A 15,710-nucleotide genomic window follows, 5' to 3' on the forward strand; every position below is an offset into this window, starting at 1 on the left:
GCTCAGCGCTCCTTCAGCTTCATGTTGTTGTTGTAGACGTTCATGAACGCCGAGATCAGCAACGAGATAACCAGATAGAACAGCATCAGCAGCAGCACGCATTCAATCGCGCGGCCCGTCTGGTTCAGGGTGATCCCGCCCAGCGTCGCGGTGATGTCGGCATAGCCCACGGCAATCGCCAGTGACGAGTTCTTGGTGATGTTCAGATATTGCGAAATCAGCGGCGGGATGATCACCCGCAGCGCCTGCGGCAGCACCACAAGGCCCATGACACGGCGCGGACGCAGGCCCAGGGCTGCGGCGGCTTCGGTCTGGCCCTTGGACACGGCCTGAATGCCCGCACGGACGTTTTCCGCGATAAAGGCACCGGTGTAGATCGACAGGGCGAACCACAGCGCGATCAGCGGCGCGCCGACCTTCAGGCCACCACCAAAGTTGAACCCTTTAAGCTCGGGAATGTCCCAGGTCAGGCCCAGTGCGAACAGAACCACGATGATCGGCACAAACCAGATGCCCAGATTCAGCCAAAGCGTTTTGGGACGCACGCCGGTTGCGGCCTGTTTGGCATTGGCCGAGGCCGTCACCATGCGGGTCGCAATCAGCGATCCCACCAACACCGCGATCACCAGCAGCCAGTTCAGCGCACCGTTGCCTTCGGCACCGAAACCGCGTGTGAAATAGGGACCGGGAATATAGACGCCGCGGTTGGTAAAGGCGGCCAGGTTGAACAGCATCGAACTGTCGGGGTCTTCACCACGGAACGCGCTGGGTGCAGGCAGCACCGCCGTCATGATGGTGAAGATGATGATGATCCAGATCAGCACCGGAATGTTGCGGAAAATTTCGACGTAGAACGCCATCAGCTTGCGCACCAGCCAGTTGGGGGACAGGCGCAGCACACCCGCCAGCACACCAAAGACCGTGGCCGTGATACAGGCCAGAAAGGCCACAAGCAGCGTGTTCAGAATGCCAACAATCGCGGCACGCCAGTTGGTCGACTGGCTGGAATAGTCGATCAGCGACTGGTTGATGTCATAGCCGGCGGTGTTTCCCAGGAAGTCATAGGAAATATTCAGACCCGCAGCGCGCAGGTTGGCGGCGACATTTGAATATAGGTACAAAAAGCACAGCGCCAGAACGATGGCCGCAATTGCCTGCAACGTCAGCGAGCGATAGCGCGAATCGTACAGCAGCATAGATGGCCGGAACGCACCCTTGGGGGGGTCGGTGAGTGTTGTCATGAAACTGTTCCCTGTGTCCCGTGCCTGCGCATCTTTTGATGCTTCTTCCGGCCGGTTCATTTTGTCGTCTTTGTCTGGCAATTATGCCGGTCGCGCGAAGGGCGCGGGTGTGTCCCGCGCCCTTCGGCATGTTCAGCTTAACGGAACGGGGGCGAATACAGCAGGCCGCCGTTCGTCCACTGTGCGTTCAGGCCACGGGCCAGACCGATGGGCGTTTCTTCACCGATGTTCTTGGCAAAGATTTCACCGTAGTTGCCGCCAACTGCGATGGCTTTTGCCGCCCAGTCCGCGTTCAGGCCCAACATTTCGCCCAACGTACCTTCGGTGCCCAACAGGCGCTTGACCTCGGGGTTGTTGGTGCTGGTGCCGATTTCGCCAACGTTGGCCGAGGTCACACCCAGCTCTTCCGCAGCGATCAGGGCGTTCAAAGTCCAGCGAACCGCATCAGCCCATTCGTCATCGCCGTGACGGACCAGCGGGCCCAGCGGCTCTTTCGAGATGATTTCGGGCAGCAGGATGTGATCGCCGGGGTTTTCGAACGTCGCGCGTGACGAAGCCAGACCCGATGCGTCGGTTGTGTACACGTCACATGCACCCGCCAGGTACTGCTGTTGCGCTTCGGCGTTGGTTTCGATCGGAACCGGCTCGTAGCTGATGTTGTTGGTGCGGAAGAAATCCGCCAGGTTCAGCTCGGTCGTGGTGCCGGTCTGGATGCAGACGGTCGCGCCGTCCAGATCCTTGGCCGAAGAAACGCCCAACGCTTTGGGCGCCATGAAGCCCTGACCGTCGTAATAGTTGACGCCGACAAAGTTGAACTTCAGGTCAACATCGCGCGAGAAGGTCCATGTGGTGTTGCGGGCCAGCATGTCGATTTCGCCCGAGGCCAACGCGGTAAAGCGTGTTTTGGCAGTCGTCGGAATGAATTCGACAGCGTCGCCGTCACCCAGAACAGCAGCGGCAACAGCACGGCAGACTGCAACGTCAAAACCTTCCCAGCGGCCATCTGCGTTCGGCGCGCCAAAACCGGCAAGACCGGTCACAACGCCGCAGTTCAGCTTGCCGCGTGCCTTGACATCGTCAAGAGTGCCAGCCGCTGCCACACCGGCCGCAAGGCCAGCAACTGTCAACGCACCAAAGAATATTGATTTTTTCATTTTTACCTCTTCCTGATTTTCCACCCCGTTCGGGCGGCACCTCCGTCTTTTGTAGCCGGAAGTCATGCAAACAGGGATTTGCCCTGTCGATAAGGGTCAGTGTGGTCGGATTCATCTTGCTACGTCAAGAGTAGGATCACCGAAAACGATGGATCGGCGGGACCGGACGCCCATGTTTTTGGCGCGCGTTAAATTCAGCCCGCGCGATGCGCATCCACAAAGGATTTTGCGTGTAAAAACGAGGCCTTCTTGATCGCCGCATGGGCGTCTGCTTCGTCGTCATTGCCCCAGAATTCGGCCTGCCATTCCTCGTCCAGACGCGAAAGGTGCCACAAATCAGAGGTTGCCTTAGCGTCATGCAAGGCCGCGAAGCCGATGATCAGCGACCCCGACAGGCTGACAAGATCGTGAAATCCGGTCAGCTCGTACGGGTCCAGCGCATGGGTCTCGCGCACCAAAACCTCTAGCGCTAACGGGTCCTGGGGCACGTGCATCACGCCCCGAAGCGTCACCAGCCGGACCCCCAGCGTGTCCTGCGCCCAGTCCAGCAGCGGGTCCCACCGCTCGGCCTGCCGCGCCACCAGCCCTTCGGGGTTTGCCGCGCGGTAGCACAACAGGTCAGCGTCGCCATAGGCCGCGACCAGATCGGCCACCTCGGCGTGCTGGATACGCACCTTGTCGATGGCCGCATTGGCGCTGCGGGTGAACGGCATGGTCATCGGGTCCACGGTGCCCTCTTGCGCTGCCCATTCGTCGGCAATCGCCTGCGCCATGGCGCGCGACGGCACCACCAGCGGCGCCTTGGCGGGCGTTTTCACGCCCCGCCCGTCCAGTGCAACGCCAAAGCCGCCCTCGGCTTCGGTCACCTCTGACTTGGTCCAGAACTTCTTTTGCTTCCACTCGCTCATACGGGCAGGCTCCATTGTGTCGTGATGATGGTGTGCAGCGCGTCGAACCCCTGCACGATGTGGGTGGCCGCCGCCAGCGCGGCGGGGGCGTGATAGCCCCAGGTGACGCCGATGCCGGTCACCCCGGCGGCCTGCGCCATGTCCATGTCATAGCTGGTGTCGCCGACCATCACCGCATGTGCCGCGTCAACGCCCGCCTCGGCCAGGGCGGTGTGGATCATCGACGGATGCGGCTTAGAGGGATGGAAATCGGCGCATTGGCGGGTGACGAACATGCGTTCCAGCCCGTGCGCCTCGATCAGCGCATCAAGGCCGCGTTTGGATTTGCCGGTGGCGATGCCCAGCAGGATGTCGTCGTGCCGGTGCAGCTTTTGCAAGGTTTCCAACGCGCCGGGATACAGCGGCGACGCCTCGGCGGCGCCATGGGCCAGACGCAGCGTGCGGTAGCTGTCCTTGTAGCCCTGCACCAATGCGGCGTGCTGCGTCGGGGTCAGCGCAGGCGCCAGCACCGGCATGGCCACCTCCAGCGACAGCCCCACAATCCCAAGGATCGCAGCGCGGTCGGGCACGGCCACGCCCAATGCGTTGAACGCCATGGTCATCGAGGCGACGATATGCCCCTGACTGTCGACCAGCGTGCCGTCCACGTCGAATATCACCAGCCGCAGCGGTGATGTCATTGCAACGACTCGAACGGGTCTTCTGCGGCCAGATCTTCGGTCCAGCCGAAGGTGTCCCAACTGTGCGCCATGTGATCGGGCAGTTCCGCCGTCACCGTGATCACCTTGCGGGTGTGCGGATGTTCGAACCGCATCATCCGCGCGTGCAGGTGCAGTTTTTTGGAAATGATCCCACCCAGTTGCGCGCCCCAGCCGTCGCCCATGTTTTCCTGACCCGAGCCGCCGTATTTGCCGTCACCGACAATCGGGTGGCCCACTTCGGCCATGTGCGCGCGCAACTGGTGTGTGCGGCCGGTGATCGGCTCCAGCGCCACCCACGACGCACGCGACCCCACGCGAAACAGCGTGGCATACAACGTGTGCGCGCGTTTCGCGCCCGGCGTGCTGTCCACGTCGCGCGGGTGCACGGCGATCATCTTTTCGCCCTCGCCGCCCTTGCCGTGACCGCCGGCCTTGACCAGCCCGTAACGCACCTCGCCCAGATAGGGCGTGGGCACACCGGCGACGATGGCCCAGTAAATCTTGCGGGTCTCGCGGTGGCGCATCGACGCGGTCAGCGCCTTGGCCGCCAGCCGCGTGCGCGCCAGCAGCAGAACGCCCGACGTGTCACGGTCCAACCGGTGCACAAGGCGCGGTTTTTCCTCGGCATCGAAGATCAGCGCATCCGACAGCGCGTCAACATGGCGATCTGCCTGACCCGAGCCACCTTGCACGGCCAGACCGGGGGGCTTGTTCAGCGCGATGACGTGATCGTCGCGGTAGATCACACAGTTGCGGATCATCTTGGCGTCGGCATCGGAAATGCGCGTGCGCTGGATCACCGGCGCGGCCTCGTCTGGCAGCGGCGGAATGCGCACGGTTTGCCCCGCCTCAAGACGGGTCGCGGATTTCACCCGCCCGCCTTCGACACGGATTTCGCCCTTGCGGCAGAATTTTTCGATCATGCCCTGGCTGACCTGCGGAAACCGCTTTTTCATCCAGCGATCCAGTCGCTGGTCGGCCTCGTCCGGGGCCACGGTGACGGTTTGAACACGGCTCATACAAAAGCTCCTCGGGCAAGTGTCATGCCCAGCATCAGGCCCAGCACCGAACACCCCACGGACAGGGTGACATAGGCCACGGCAAAGCCATACTGGCCCCGCTCGATCAGGCCGACGGTTTCCAGCGAAAAGGCGGAAAATGTGGTGAACCCGCCCAGCAGCCCCGTCATCACCAGGGGCGACAAATGCGTCAGCCCCCGCTGTGCCGCAGCCACCACGAACACGCCCATCAGGATCGACCCGATGACGTTGACCCCGATGATCGCAAGGGGGAACGGGGTGGCACCGAACATGCGCATAACGGCCACGCCAAACAAATAGCGCAGGCTGGCACCGATAGCACCGCCGAGGGCAACAAGGGGTAGGGTCGAGATCATGGCGCGTCCATCGCGCGGCCACGCGGAAGAGTCAAGTTTTCCTCGGCTTTCGCATTGGGTGCGCAGGGGAACCTTTGGCTCTCAGCGCGCCGTGTCAGGCCGATCCGACCCGACACAGACATTTACCCGCCCTGCGTCAAAAGTCCGGCGAACATAGTTGCCGTTCGCAAAGCCGCGCATCGTCGGGCCGTGGTGCGGCGATCCAACCTTAGTGCCTGGCACTTAATGGCGGCCAAACACGTCCTTCCTATCTGTTACCCACCACAGCAGCCAAATCGCCGTGCCGGCGGACGGCCCGGCGATGCGCGGCGGCCTGCGGCCTTGTCCCGCGCGCGGGAAATGCGGATGTGGTCGGTCCTCGCGTTCGCCGAAATCTGCACTGGTGCCGGTCGATGGGACTCGATGACCTTGGATCAGATGCGCGTATCGAACGGTTCGGCTTCTCGCTCAAATGCCAATCCGAAGCAGAATTGTAGCGACGACTGCGCAACCAACACTAAGGAACATCTAAGTTTCAAAGCGCTTGCCAAAAACAAACTCGGATTTACCGCCCGAAAACAACATGAAAAGCCATACGCCAGAACAAATCAAAGAAGCCAGCAAAGCAATCAATCCGAGCATTTTTGGCTCCCTTGATCCATCCGGTTGTGGGTTGAAGACGTCGTCTTCGGCATTTTGAGGACTTTTAGCGTCAGGGCCCTAGAGCCTGCCATGTGACACAACAGTCGGTTTGGCCAGACCCTCACCCTTCCCGCTTGGCCCGCAGCTTCACAAAGTAATCCAGCCGTTTCTTCAAATCCCGCTCAAAGCCACGCTCAACCGGATTGTACAGAACAGGCCGCTTCATCCCGTCGGGGAAATAGTTCTGCCCCGAAAACCCGTCCTCGGCATCGTGGTCATAGGCATAGCCCGACCCGTAGCCCTGATCCTTCATCATGCCGGTGGGCGCGTTCAGGATGTGTTTGGGCGGCATCATCGAGCCGGTCTTTTTCGCCGCCTGCCGCGCCGCCTTGTAGGCGACGTAAGCCGCGTTCGATTTCGGGGCCAGCGCAAGATAGGTCAGCGCCTGCGCCAGTGCCAGCTCGCCCTCGGGGCTGCCAAGACGCTCGTAGGTTTCCCAGCTTTGCAGACAGACCGCCTGCGCATTGGGATCGGCCAGGCCGATGTCCTCGACCGCCATGCGGGTGATGCGGCGCGCCAGATAGCGGGGGTCTTCGCCGCCCTCCAGCATCCGCGCGAACCAGTACAGCGCCGCGTCGGGGTCGGACCCGCGCACCGATTTGTGCAGCGCGCTGATCAGGTTGTAATGATGTTCGCCGCTTTTGTCGTATTGCGCCGCGCGGCGCATCAGGCGGGTGGCCAGCGCGTCGGGGCCAAGCGGCGCGTCGACCTTCCAGCCGCTGACCTGTTCGATCAGGTTCAGCAGCGCCCGCCCGTCGCCATCGGCCATTTCCAGCAACGCCTCGCGGGCGGGGCCGTCCAGCGGCAGGGCGCGGTCCAGTTCCTGTTCGGCGCGTTGGGCCAGCCGCTCAAGGTCCTTCAACTCAAGCCGTTGCAGCACCAGCACCTGCGAGCGGGACATAAGCGCGGCGTTCAGCTCGAAACTGGGGTTCTCGGTGGTCGCCCCCACCAACAGGATGGTGCCGTCTTCCATGTGGGGCAGGAACCCGTCCTGCTGCGCCTTGTTGAAACGGTGAATCTCGTCAACGAACAGCAGCGTCCCCTGCCCGTTCTGGCGGCGGATGCGGGCGGATTCGAACACCTTCTTCAGGTCCTGCACGCCGGTAAAGATCGCGCTGATCTGCACGAAATGCAGGTCGGTTTCGCCCGCCAGCAGCCGCGCGATGGTGGTCTTGCCCACGCCGGGCGGTCCCCAGAAAATCAGGGAGCTCAGGGTGTCCCCTGCCAACATCACGCCCAGCGGCGCGTCAGGGCCAAGGATATGATCCTGCCCGATCACCTCGTCCAGCTTGGCAGGGCGCAAGCGGTCGGCCAGCGGACGGCCCTTGGCGGGCGGCTCCGCGCCGCCGGGGGTGTCAAACAGATCAGCCACCGCGCAACCGCAGCCCTGCACGGCGTCCGTCGCGGATCAGACCGAAGGCATACCAGCGGCCCGAAGCCTGCAATGCTTGGGCAAAGCTGTCGGGATCGGTGATTTGCACATCGTTCAGGGTTTCGATGATGTCCCCGGGGCGCAGGCCGGACCGTGCGGCGGGGCCTTCGAGTTGCGTGACGACAACGCCCTCGGCCTCGATCGGCAGGTTCATTTCGGCAATCACCGCGGGATTGATGCGCGCCACGGTCAGCCCGGGAAAGCGCGACCGCGGGCCAAAGGTCTGCGGATCGCGGGGCGGATCATCGGGGGCGGCCAGCAGCTCCACCGCCACGTCCTGCGATTGCCCGTCGCGCACCCGCGTGATCTGTGAAGTCTTGCCCAGACCCGCAACGGTCATGCGGTAGACCATTTCGGACGGTGTGTTGACGGGCAAGCCATCAACGGCAGCAATCACGTCGCCCACTTTGAACCCTGCGGACAGGAACGGGCTGCTGGGGTGCAGGCCCGACACCACAATGCCGCTGACCGACGGCAGGTTCAGCGACTGCGCCATGTCATAGTCAACCGGTTGCCCCGTCATCCCCGCCCACGGACGGCCAAAGGACGTGGCCCCCGCCTGTGCCTGTTCGACAAAGCTGTGGACCAGCCCCGCAGGGATCGCAAAGCCGATGCCGTTCGACCCGCCCGATTTGCTGACGATGCGGGTGTTGATACCAATTACACGGCCGCCCATGTCCACCAGCGCCCCGCCCGAGTTGCCGGGGTTGATCGGCGCGTCGGTCTGGATGAAATAACCGTGGCCGGCGCCACCTGCCCCGCCGGACCGCGCCAGACCCGACACGATGCCGCTGGACACGGTTTGTCCCACGCCGAACGGGTTGCCGATGGCCAGCACCAGCTCGCCCACCTCGACCGTGGCACTGTCGCGCAGGGTGACAAAGGGCAGGTCATGCGCGTCGACCAGTTGCAGGATCGCCAGATCGCTGTCCTGATCGGCCAGCAGCACGTCGGCGGCGTATTCGGTGCGGTCGGTCAGCACCACGCGGATTTCGGTGGCCATGCCGACCACATGATAGTTGGTGACCATCAGCCCGTCACTGCTGAGGATCACGCCCGAGCCAAGCGAGCTTTGAACGCGGGGTTCGGGACGGCCCATGCCTTCGAAGAACCGCTCGAAGAAGGGGTCGTTCATGAACGGGGTCTGACGCGCCTCGGTCACCCATTTGGCATAGATGTTGACCACGGCGGGCGCGGCCTGACGCACAACAGGGGCGAAGCTGAGCGAGATTTCGCCCTGGCTTTGCGGGACTTTGTCCATGGTCTGTGCCAACGCAAACCGAGATGCGCCCAGAGCTGTGAAAACCAATGTTGCGGCAAGGATGAAACGTCTCATGGCACCTCCGGTTTGCCCTTGGGATATGCCCAGACGGGACGGCAATTGCAAGCGCGGCGCGGAACCACCGGCGTGTCTCAACCGTTTGTCCTTAGATGAACAAAGAGGAGACATCTCATGGCAGAACGTCACCGATCCAACGACGGCAAACAGGAAACCAAAGAGTTTCTCGACGATGCCGACACCCCATCCGATCAAGGCCGTGCAGGCGGCAATCTGGAACGCAAGGTCGGCACGCGCGATACGCTGAAACGCACCGACAAGGGCAATGATGCGGGTGCGACACGTGTCCACAAGTCGGACGAAAAAGGCCAAGGCAATCTTGGCGGACATCATGGAACCGGAGGAGATAGCTGATATGGGCAAGATGGAAAAAGGCACCTGGATCGTTGTCACAGACAGCGAAAAAGCCCTGTTCATGCGCAATTTGACGGACCTTCAGGACCCGAACTTCGAGGTGACTGACACCGAAGAGCAGGACAATCCGTCGGACCGCGAACAATCGGCCAACCGTCCGGGACGGATGCAGGACAATGGCGTTCAGCAACGGTCTGCGATGGACGATACGGATTGGCACGAACTGGCGAAAGAGCGCTTTGCCAAGGACCTTTCAGACCTGTTGTACAAGGAAGCGCACAAGGGTCACTTTGACAAGCTGATCATCGTCGCAAGCCCGCAGGTGCTGGGCGTTCTGCGTGACGAAATGCATTCGGAAGTCACCAGCAAGATCATCGCGGAAATTCCAAAAACGCTGACCAACCATCCGGTCAACGAGATCGAGAAGATCGTCAAGCACGAGCTGGAAACGGCCTAAGCCCCCGATACACGCAAAACGACAAACGCAAAACGCCGCCCCCGTTCAGGGGCGGCGTTTTCGTGATCAGGCCCAAAGGCCCGACCAAAAATCAATCTTCGGCTTCGACTTCGACCAGACGCGCTTTGTCTGCGGCGCCTTTGGCGTCGCGGTCGCGGTCTACGAATTCGATGATCGCCATGGGCGCCATGTCACCGTAACGGAAACCGGCTTTCAACACGCGGACGTAACCACCTTGGCGGTCTTTGTAGCGCGGGCCCAGAACTGTGAACAGTTTCTCGACGAAAGCGTCTTGTTTCAGTTTGCTTGCAGCCTGACGGCGGGCGTGCAGGTCACCGCGTTTCGCCAGCGTGATCATTTTCTCGATGATCGGCTTCAGCTCTTTCGCTTTGGGCAGGGTTGTCTTGATTTGCTCATGTTCGATGAGCGAGCCGGCCATGTTTGCCCACAGCGCCTTGCGGTGCTCATGTGTGCGGTTCAGGCGGCGGTATCCACGTGCGTGACGCATGTTCGTTCTCCTAGATGTGCCCTCTACGGGCTGTTTTGCTTTGTCTGGCCCGCGATGCGTGTCTTGGGCTCTCCTTGGGGCATTTCGCCCAGTCGTGGTCCGGGGCGGGGTCTCCCCCGCCTCGGGGTCGTCTTAGAAGGAATCTTCGAATTTCTTCGCCAGATCCTCGATGTTGTCTGGTGGCCAGTCCTCGACGTCCATGCCAAGGTGCAGACCCATGCCCGACAGCACTTCTTTGATTTCGTTCAAAGATTTGCGGCCAAAGTTCGGGGTGCGCAGCATTTCTGCTTCGGTTTTCTGGATCAGGTCGCCGATGTAAACGATGTTGTCGTTCTTCAGGCAGTTGGCCGAACGCACGGACAGTTCCAGTTCGTCCACTTTCTTCAGCAGAAGCGGGTTGAACTCCAGACCGTCGTCGTCGTCCTGACGCGATGCCGATTCCGGCTCGTCGAAGTTGACGAAAATGCCAAGCTGGTCTTGCAGGATACGCGCGGCAAAGGCCACGGCGTCGTCCGGCGTGATCGACCCGTCTGTTTCGATCTTCATGGTCAGCTTGTCATAGTCCAGAACCTGACCTTCGCGGGTCGGCTGCACGTCATAGCTGACGCGTTTGACAGGCGAATAGATCGCGTCGATCGGGATCAGACCGATGGGCGCATCTTCGGGTTTGTTCTTGTCGGCTGCGACATAGCCCTTGCCGGTGTTGACCGTCAGTTCCATGTACAGATCGGCACCGTCATCCAAGTGGCAGATCACGTGCTCGCGGTTCAGAACGGCAATGCCATTGCTTTCCGAGATGTCGCCGGCAGTCACAACGCCCGGACCTTTTGCCGAAATCGACAGGCGCTTGGGCCCTTCGACTTCCATGCTCAGGCTGACGCCCTTGAGGTTCAGGATGATGTCGGTCACGTCTTCACGCACACCGGCCACGGACGAAAACTCGTGCAGCACGTTGTCGATTTGCACCGATGTGATGGCCGCACCTTGCAGCGAGCTCATCAGCACGCGGCGCAGGGCGTTGCCCATGGTCAGACCAAAGCCGCGTTCCAGCGGTTCGGCGATGACTGTGGCCTGACGGGCCGGGTCATTGCCCGGTTTCACGTCAAGCTGCTGTGGCTTGATCAATTCAGCCCAATTTTTGTGGATCATACGTCCCTCCATTCCTGTCTGTCCCTATGTCCCGAAGGAGCAGACTCCCGAGGTTTCAAAAAAGCGGATTGGGGCCGCGTGAAAACACGCAGCCCCGATAGTAAAAGTCAGCTTAGACGCGGCGGCGTTTCGGCGGACGGCAGCCGTTGTGGGCCATCGGTGTCACGTCACGGATCGACGTGATGTTGAAGCCGACAGCCGCCAGAGCGCGCAATGCGCTCTCACGACCCGAGCCGGGGCCTTGCACTTCGACTTCCAGCGTTTTCACGCCGTGGTCTTGTGCTTTTTTGCCTGCATCTTCGGCGGCCATCTGGGCGGCGTAAGGTGTCGATTTACGCGACCCTTTGAAGCCCATGGTGCCTGCGGACGACCATGCAATCGCGTTGCCTTGAACGTCCGAGATCAGGATTTTGGTGTTGTTGAAGGAAGAGTTCACATGCGCCACACCAGCGGCGATGTTCTTGCGCTCTTTTTTCTTTGTACGTGTCTTATCGCGTGCCATTGATCAGAGCCTCCCTTATTTCTTCTTACCGGCAATGGCCTTTGCGGGGCCTTTGCGAGTACGTGCGTTGGTGTGGGTACGCTGACCACGGACGGGCAGGTTGCGACGGTGACGCAGGCCACGGTAGCAGCCCAGGTCCATCAGACGTTTGATGTTCATCTGCGTGTCACGACGCAGGTCGCCTTCGACGGTGTAGTTTTCGTCGATGTGCTCGCGGATTTTCAGAACTTCGGCGTCGGACAGTTCGTTCACACGACGCGCAGCGTCGATGCCAACTGCTTCGCAGATGGCTTTGGCCGAAGTGTTACCGATACCGGTGATGTAGGTGAGGGCGATTGGGACCCGCTTTGCAGTGGGGATGTTAACGCCGGCGATACGTGCCACGTGTCATATTCCTTTTCGTTGCGAGCCCGTAGTTCCGGGCCCTTTTTTCACAACATAAGCCCGAAGCATTGCTGCAACGGGCCGCCGCTGATCAGGTGATCTGTTCTTGTCGGGTGCGACCCTGGCAGAACTTGCGATTCTCTTTCGAGATAGCGCTAATTATGTGCCTTGTCGCGCAGGGTCAACCCCCCTGTGGATAACAGGGCGCAACCGGACAGTCCTAGCCCTTGAAGCCCCAGCGGCTGCACGGGAAATAGTAGTCCGGCAATCCGGTGCTGCCGTTCATCCCCGCGATGGTCACGCGCCCCTGCCCGTTCACCGCAATCTCAAGCCGCACGGCGTCTGGGCCGTCCTGTCCGTCACATTGCGCGTTGACCTCGGCGACCAGTCCGGGCGCGTAGTCCAACGGTGTTTTCCATGAACAGGCGCGCCAATGCGCCTCGACAGAGGAGCTATACAGATAGGCCACGCCCGCCAGTTCCTGTTCGCCGTCATCGGCAGCGCACAGTCCGGGATTGCTGAGGATGTTTTGGGCCGATGCAGGGAGGGCAGCCAAACCGAAAAGCGTCACCGCGAAAATCTGTTTGAAGCTCATGTGCCCTACCCCTTTGTCTGGCTTAGGAAAGCGCCTTGTCGATGGCGGCTTTAACCTCGTTAATCTCGCCCAGACCGTCGATCTTGGTCAACATGCCCTTGGCGTAATAGTAGCCAATCAGCGGCGAGGTTTTCTTGTAGTATTCCATCAGACGGGTTCTGAGGCTTTCCTCGTTGTCGTCTGCGCGGCGGCGGAAATCGGATGCGCCGCAGTTGCTGCACTTGCCGTCGGCGGGCTGCGGTTTGGTGTTGTCGTTGTACACCTCGCCACAATCACCACAGGTCGACCGCGCGGTGATCCGGGCCACCAGCGCGTCGTCGTCCACTTCCATCTCGACCACCGCATCCAGGCTTTCACCCTCGGCGGCCAGAAGATTGGTCAGCGCGTCGGCCTGCGCCAGCGTGCGCGGGAAGCCATCAAAGATAAACCCGTTTGCGTTGACCGAATTCAACTGCTCGCGGATCAGTCCGATCACGATGTCATCCGTCACCAGCGCACCGCGGGCCATCACATCGGCCACGATCTCGCCCATTTCGGTGCCGCTTTCCTTGGCGGCGCGCAGCATGTCACCGGTGCTAAGCTGCACCATGCCATGCTCTTCGACCAGAATACGCGCTTGCGTTCCTTTGCCCGCTCCTGGCGGTCCAAGCAGAATAATGTTCATCGACGCACGGGGCTCCGTTTCTTGCGGGGTTTGCCCCCTTTACCTTTGCCACGCAGGTTCGATTTTTCAATCAGCCCTTCGTATTGGTGGGCCAGCAGGTGGGATTGGATTTGTTGGATGGTGTCCATGGTCACCGACACAACGATCAGCACCGATGTACCGCCGAAGTAGAACGGAATGGTGAACTGGCTGCGCAGGATTTCCGGCAGCAGACAGACCAGCGCCAGATAGGCAGCCCCCAGCACCAGGATACGGTTGACCACATATTCCAGATATTCGGCGGTTTTCTTGCCGGGACGGATACCGGGCACAAAGCCGTTCTGGTTCTTCAGGTTGTCCGCAACCTCGTCAGGTTTGAAGCTGACGTTGAAGGTGTAGAAATAGGCAAAGAACACGATCATCGCCACGAAGAACAGCAGGTACAGCGGCTGACCGGGGCCAAAGTTGGCCAGCAGCCAGCTCATCACCGGGTTGGTCGAGTTGCCCGAGAAGGTGCTGATGGTCACCGGCAGCAACAGCAGCGACGACGCGAAGATCGCGGGAATAACGCCTGCGGGGTTGACCTTGACCGGCAGGTGCGACGAGCCGCCGTCATAAACCTTCATGCCGACCTGACGGCGCGGGTATTGAATGTGGATCTTGCGCAACGCGCGTTCCATGAACACCACGAACATGATGGTCACGATCACCATGACAATCACGCCGACGATCACGCCGGGGCTGATCGCGCCGCTGCGTCCGCTGGCAAAGAACTGGGCCAGTGCGGCGGGCACTTCGGCGATGATGCCGACAAAGATGATCAGCGAGATGCCGTTGCCGATGCCGCGTGCGGTGATCTGTTCACCCAGCCACATCAGGAACATGGTGCCGCCGACCAGTGTGATCAGACAGGCCACGCGGAAATAGATGCCCGGATCGGTGACCAGATCGCCAGCCTCAAGGCTGACCGCAAGGCCGTACGCCTGCAAGGTCGCCAGCGCCACGGTGCCGTAACGGGTGTACTGGTTGATCTTCTTGCGCCCCTGTTCGCCTTCTTTCTTGAGCTGCTCAAGCGAAGGGACCATCGAGGTCAGAAGCTGGATGATGATCGAGGCCGAGATATAGGGCATGATCCCAAGGGCAAAGATGCCCATCCGCCCCAGCGCGCCGCCGGTGAACATCGACACCATGCCGCCAATGCCCTGCCCTGCGCCTTGCATAAAGTCGCGCAATGCAGCGCCGTCGATTCCCGGAACGGGAATAAACGTGCCCAAGCGGTAGACAATCAGCAGGCCCAAGGTGAACAGGATGCGGTTGCGCAGGTCAGTGGCCTTGCCCAACGCAGCCCAGCTGGTGTTGGCGGCCATGTTTTCGACGGCGGATACCATATATCGGCTCTTTCTGTTGCGAAAACGCCGCCCAGGCCGTTTTCCGGCGGGCGGCGTTAAGGAAAACTCAAGGCTATGTAAGCCAGCCAGCGCTGGCCCACAAGGTTCGAGTACAGTTTACTCGGCCGCTGCCGCTGTTGTGACTGTCAGCGAACCGCCAGCTTTTTCGACCGCTTCAACCGCCGACTTCGACGCGCCGGTGACTTGCAGGTCCAGCTTGGACGTCACTTCGCCCTTGGCCAGAACGCGGATACCGTCCAGTTTGCGACGCACCAGACCCGAGGAGATCAGCACATCTTCGGTGATCGCGGCGGAACCGTCGATTTTCTTGGCGTCGATGAATTTCTGGATCAGGCCCAGGTTCACAACAGCATAGGATTTGCGGTTCGGCTTGGTAAAGCCACGCTTGGGCAGACGTTGGTACAGGGGCATCTGGCCGCCTTCGTAGCCATTGATCGCCACACCCGAACGGGATTTCTGACCTTTGATACCACGGCCACCCATCTTACCGGTGCCCGAACCGGGACCACGGCCAACGCGCTTGCGTTTCTTGGTGGCACCTTCGTTATCGCGCAGTTCATTCAGTTTCATGTCGCTTCTCCTTTTGCCGGATGTGACCCCCAGCGACGGGAGCGGTCAAACGCGGCGTTTCATGATTCTCGTGTGCCAGAGGTCTGGCCACTGGGGGCGTATAAGGGATGGGACGGTGCGGGGCAAGAGGCAGATGGCCCACGCCCACAGGTGGCGACCGGACACGCCAAATGGCTGCCGCGACGGGGTGTCGGGGCAGTTTGGACCAATGTGCATCTGGTAGGGTATTTGGGCCGGTAAAAAGGGCGGCGCCGCCAGATCGGATAATCAGACAGGCTTGGGAGGGC

General features: G+C 61.0%; 18 protein-coding genes. 2 read left to right on the forward strand and 16 right to left on the reverse strand.

The window, feature by feature from the left end:
• Nucleotides 1-2: 2 nt before the first annotated feature.
• The 8 genes from AAC077_RS12925 to AAC077_RS12960 all read right to left on the reverse strand — a co-directional run bounded on the left by AAC077_RS12925 (nucleotide 3) and on the right by AAC077_RS12960 (nucleotide 8,849).
• Nucleotides 3-1,241, reverse strand: coding sequence for an ABC transporter permease subunit (locus AAC077_RS12925; RefSeq protein WP_339770215.1), 1,239 nt, complete (start codon nucleotides 1,239-1,241; stop codon nucleotides 3-5).
• 137 nt (nucleotides 1,242-1,378) lie between these two features.
• Entirely contained in the window at nucleotides 1,379-2,395 is a 1,017-nt protein-coding gene (locus tag AAC077_RS12930) for an amino acid ABC transporter substrate-binding protein (protein WP_339770217.1), read from the reverse strand.
• Between the two features lie 194 nt (nucleotides 2,396-2,589).
• Nucleotides 2,590-3,303, reverse strand: coding sequence for an ATP12 family protein (locus AAC077_RS12935; protein WP_339770219.1), 714 nt, complete (start codon nucleotides 3,301-3,303; stop codon nucleotides 2,590-2,592).
• Nucleotides 3,300-3,983: an HAD-IA family hydrolase gene (locus AAC077_RS12940; RefSeq protein ID WP_339770221.1), complete on the reverse strand. Its 684-nt coding sequence runs from the start codon at nucleotides 3,981-3,983 to the stop codon at nucleotides 3,300-3,302. Before AAC077_RS12940 ends, AAC077_RS12935 begins: the two co-directional genes overlap by 4 nt.
• Nucleotides 3,980-5,023 carry an RluA family pseudouridine synthase gene (locus tag AAC077_RS12945; protein WP_339770223.1) on the reverse strand — a complete coding sequence of 348 codons (1,044 nt, stop codon included), beginning with the start codon at nucleotides 5,021-5,023 and terminating at the stop codon, nucleotides 3,980-3,982. The genes AAC077_RS12940 and AAC077_RS12945 overlap by 4 nt, the downstream gene beginning before the upstream one ends.
• Nucleotides 5,020-5,400 (reverse strand): fluoride efflux transporter CrcB, encoded by a 381-nt coding sequence (gene crcB, locus AAC077_RS12950; RefSeq protein ID WP_339770225.1) that lies wholly within the window; start codon nucleotides 5,398-5,400, stop codon nucleotides 5,020-5,022. The genes AAC077_RS12945 and crcB overlap by 4 nt, the downstream gene beginning before the upstream one ends.
• A 742-nt stretch (nucleotides 5,401-6,142) precedes the next feature.
• Nucleotides 6,143-7,453, reverse strand: a complete 1,311-nt coding sequence (locus AAC077_RS12955) for a replication-associated recombination protein A (RefSeq protein WP_339770227.1) — start codon at nucleotides 7,451-7,453, stop codon at nucleotides 6,143-6,145.
• Nucleotides 7,446-8,849 (reverse strand): trypsin-like peptidase domain-containing protein, encoded by a 1,404-nt coding sequence (locus AAC077_RS12960; protein ID WP_339770229.1) that lies wholly within the window; start codon nucleotides 8,847-8,849, stop codon nucleotides 7,446-7,448. The genes AAC077_RS12955 and AAC077_RS12960 overlap by 8 nt, the downstream gene beginning before the upstream one ends.
• 117 nt (nucleotides 8,850-8,966) lie before the next feature.
• On the opposite strand from AAC077_RS12960, the gene AAC077_RS12965 reads away from it, so the two are divergent.
• A complete protein-coding gene (locus AAC077_RS12965) occupies nucleotides 8,967-9,206 on the forward strand; it encodes a hypothetical protein (RefSeq protein ID WP_339770231.1) in 240 nt (79 codons plus the stop codon).
• Nucleotide 9,207: 1 nt separating this feature from the next.
• Nucleotides 9,208-9,663 (forward strand): host attachment family protein, encoded by a 456-nt coding sequence (locus AAC077_RS12970; protein WP_339770233.1) that lies wholly within the window; start codon nucleotides 9,208-9,210, stop codon nucleotides 9,661-9,663.
• A 91-nt stretch (nucleotides 9,664-9,754) separates the two neighbouring features.
• Here AAC077_RS12970 and rplQ read toward each other — a convergent pair whose 3' ends face one another.
• From rplQ to rplO, 8 genes are all read right to left on the reverse strand, one after another.
• On the reverse strand, nucleotides 9,755-10,171 hold the full coding sequence (gene rplQ / locus AAC077_RS12975) for a 50S ribosomal protein L17 (protein ID WP_089421168.1): 417 nt from the start codon (nucleotides 10,169-10,171) through the stop codon (nucleotides 9,755-9,757).
• Between the two features lie 132 nt (nucleotides 10,172-10,303).
• The gene (locus AAC077_RS12980; RefSeq protein WP_339770236.1) at nucleotides 10,304-11,320 is read right to left on the reverse strand and encodes a DNA-directed RNA polymerase subunit alpha; all 1,017 of its coding nucleotides are present in this window, start codon (nucleotides 11,318-11,320) and stop codon (nucleotides 10,304-10,306) included.
• A gap of 112 nt (nucleotides 11,321-11,432) precedes the next feature.
• Nucleotides 11,433-11,822 carry a 30S ribosomal protein S11 gene (rpsK, locus tag AAC077_RS12985; protein ID WP_028957260.1) on the reverse strand — a complete coding sequence of 130 codons (390 nt, stop codon included), beginning with the start codon at nucleotides 11,820-11,822 and terminating at the stop codon, nucleotides 11,433-11,435.
• Between the two features lie 15 nt (nucleotides 11,823-11,837).
• Nucleotides 11,838-12,206: a 30S ribosomal protein S13 gene (gene rpsM / locus AAC077_RS12990; RefSeq protein WP_339770238.1), complete on the reverse strand. Its 369-nt coding sequence runs from the start codon at nucleotides 12,204-12,206 to the stop codon at nucleotides 11,838-11,840.
• 220 nt (nucleotides 12,207-12,426) lie between these two features.
• Nucleotides 12,427-12,801: a hypothetical protein gene (locus AAC077_RS12995; protein ID WP_339770240.1), complete on the reverse strand. Its 375-nt coding sequence runs from the start codon at nucleotides 12,799-12,801 to the stop codon at nucleotides 12,427-12,429.
• A 22-nt stretch (nucleotides 12,802-12,823) separates the two neighbouring features.
• Complete coding sequence (locus tag AAC077_RS13000) at nucleotides 12,824-13,465, reverse strand: adenylate kinase (protein ID WP_339770242.1); 642 nt, start codon at nucleotides 13,463-13,465, stop codon at nucleotides 12,824-12,826.
• The gene (gene secY, locus AAC077_RS13005; RefSeq protein ID WP_339770244.1) at nucleotides 13,462-14,832 is read right to left on the reverse strand and encodes a preprotein translocase subunit SecY; all 1,371 of its coding nucleotides are present in this window, start codon (nucleotides 14,830-14,832) and stop codon (nucleotides 13,462-13,464) included. Before secY ends, AAC077_RS13000 begins: the two co-directional genes overlap by 4 nt.
• A 117-nt stretch (nucleotides 14,833-14,949) precedes the next feature.
• Nucleotides 14,950-15,423 carry a 50S ribosomal protein L15 gene (rplO, locus tag AAC077_RS13010; protein WP_037924529.1) on the reverse strand — a complete coding sequence of 158 codons (474 nt, stop codon included), beginning with the start codon at nucleotides 15,421-15,423 and terminating at the stop codon, nucleotides 14,950-14,952.
• Nucleotides 15,424-15,710 lie beyond the last annotated feature (287 nt).

The organism is uncultured Pseudosulfitobacter sp., from assembly GCF_963976325.1.
GTDB lineage: Bacteria > Pseudomonadota > Alphaproteobacteria > Rhodobacterales > Rhodobacteraceae > Pseudosulfitobacter.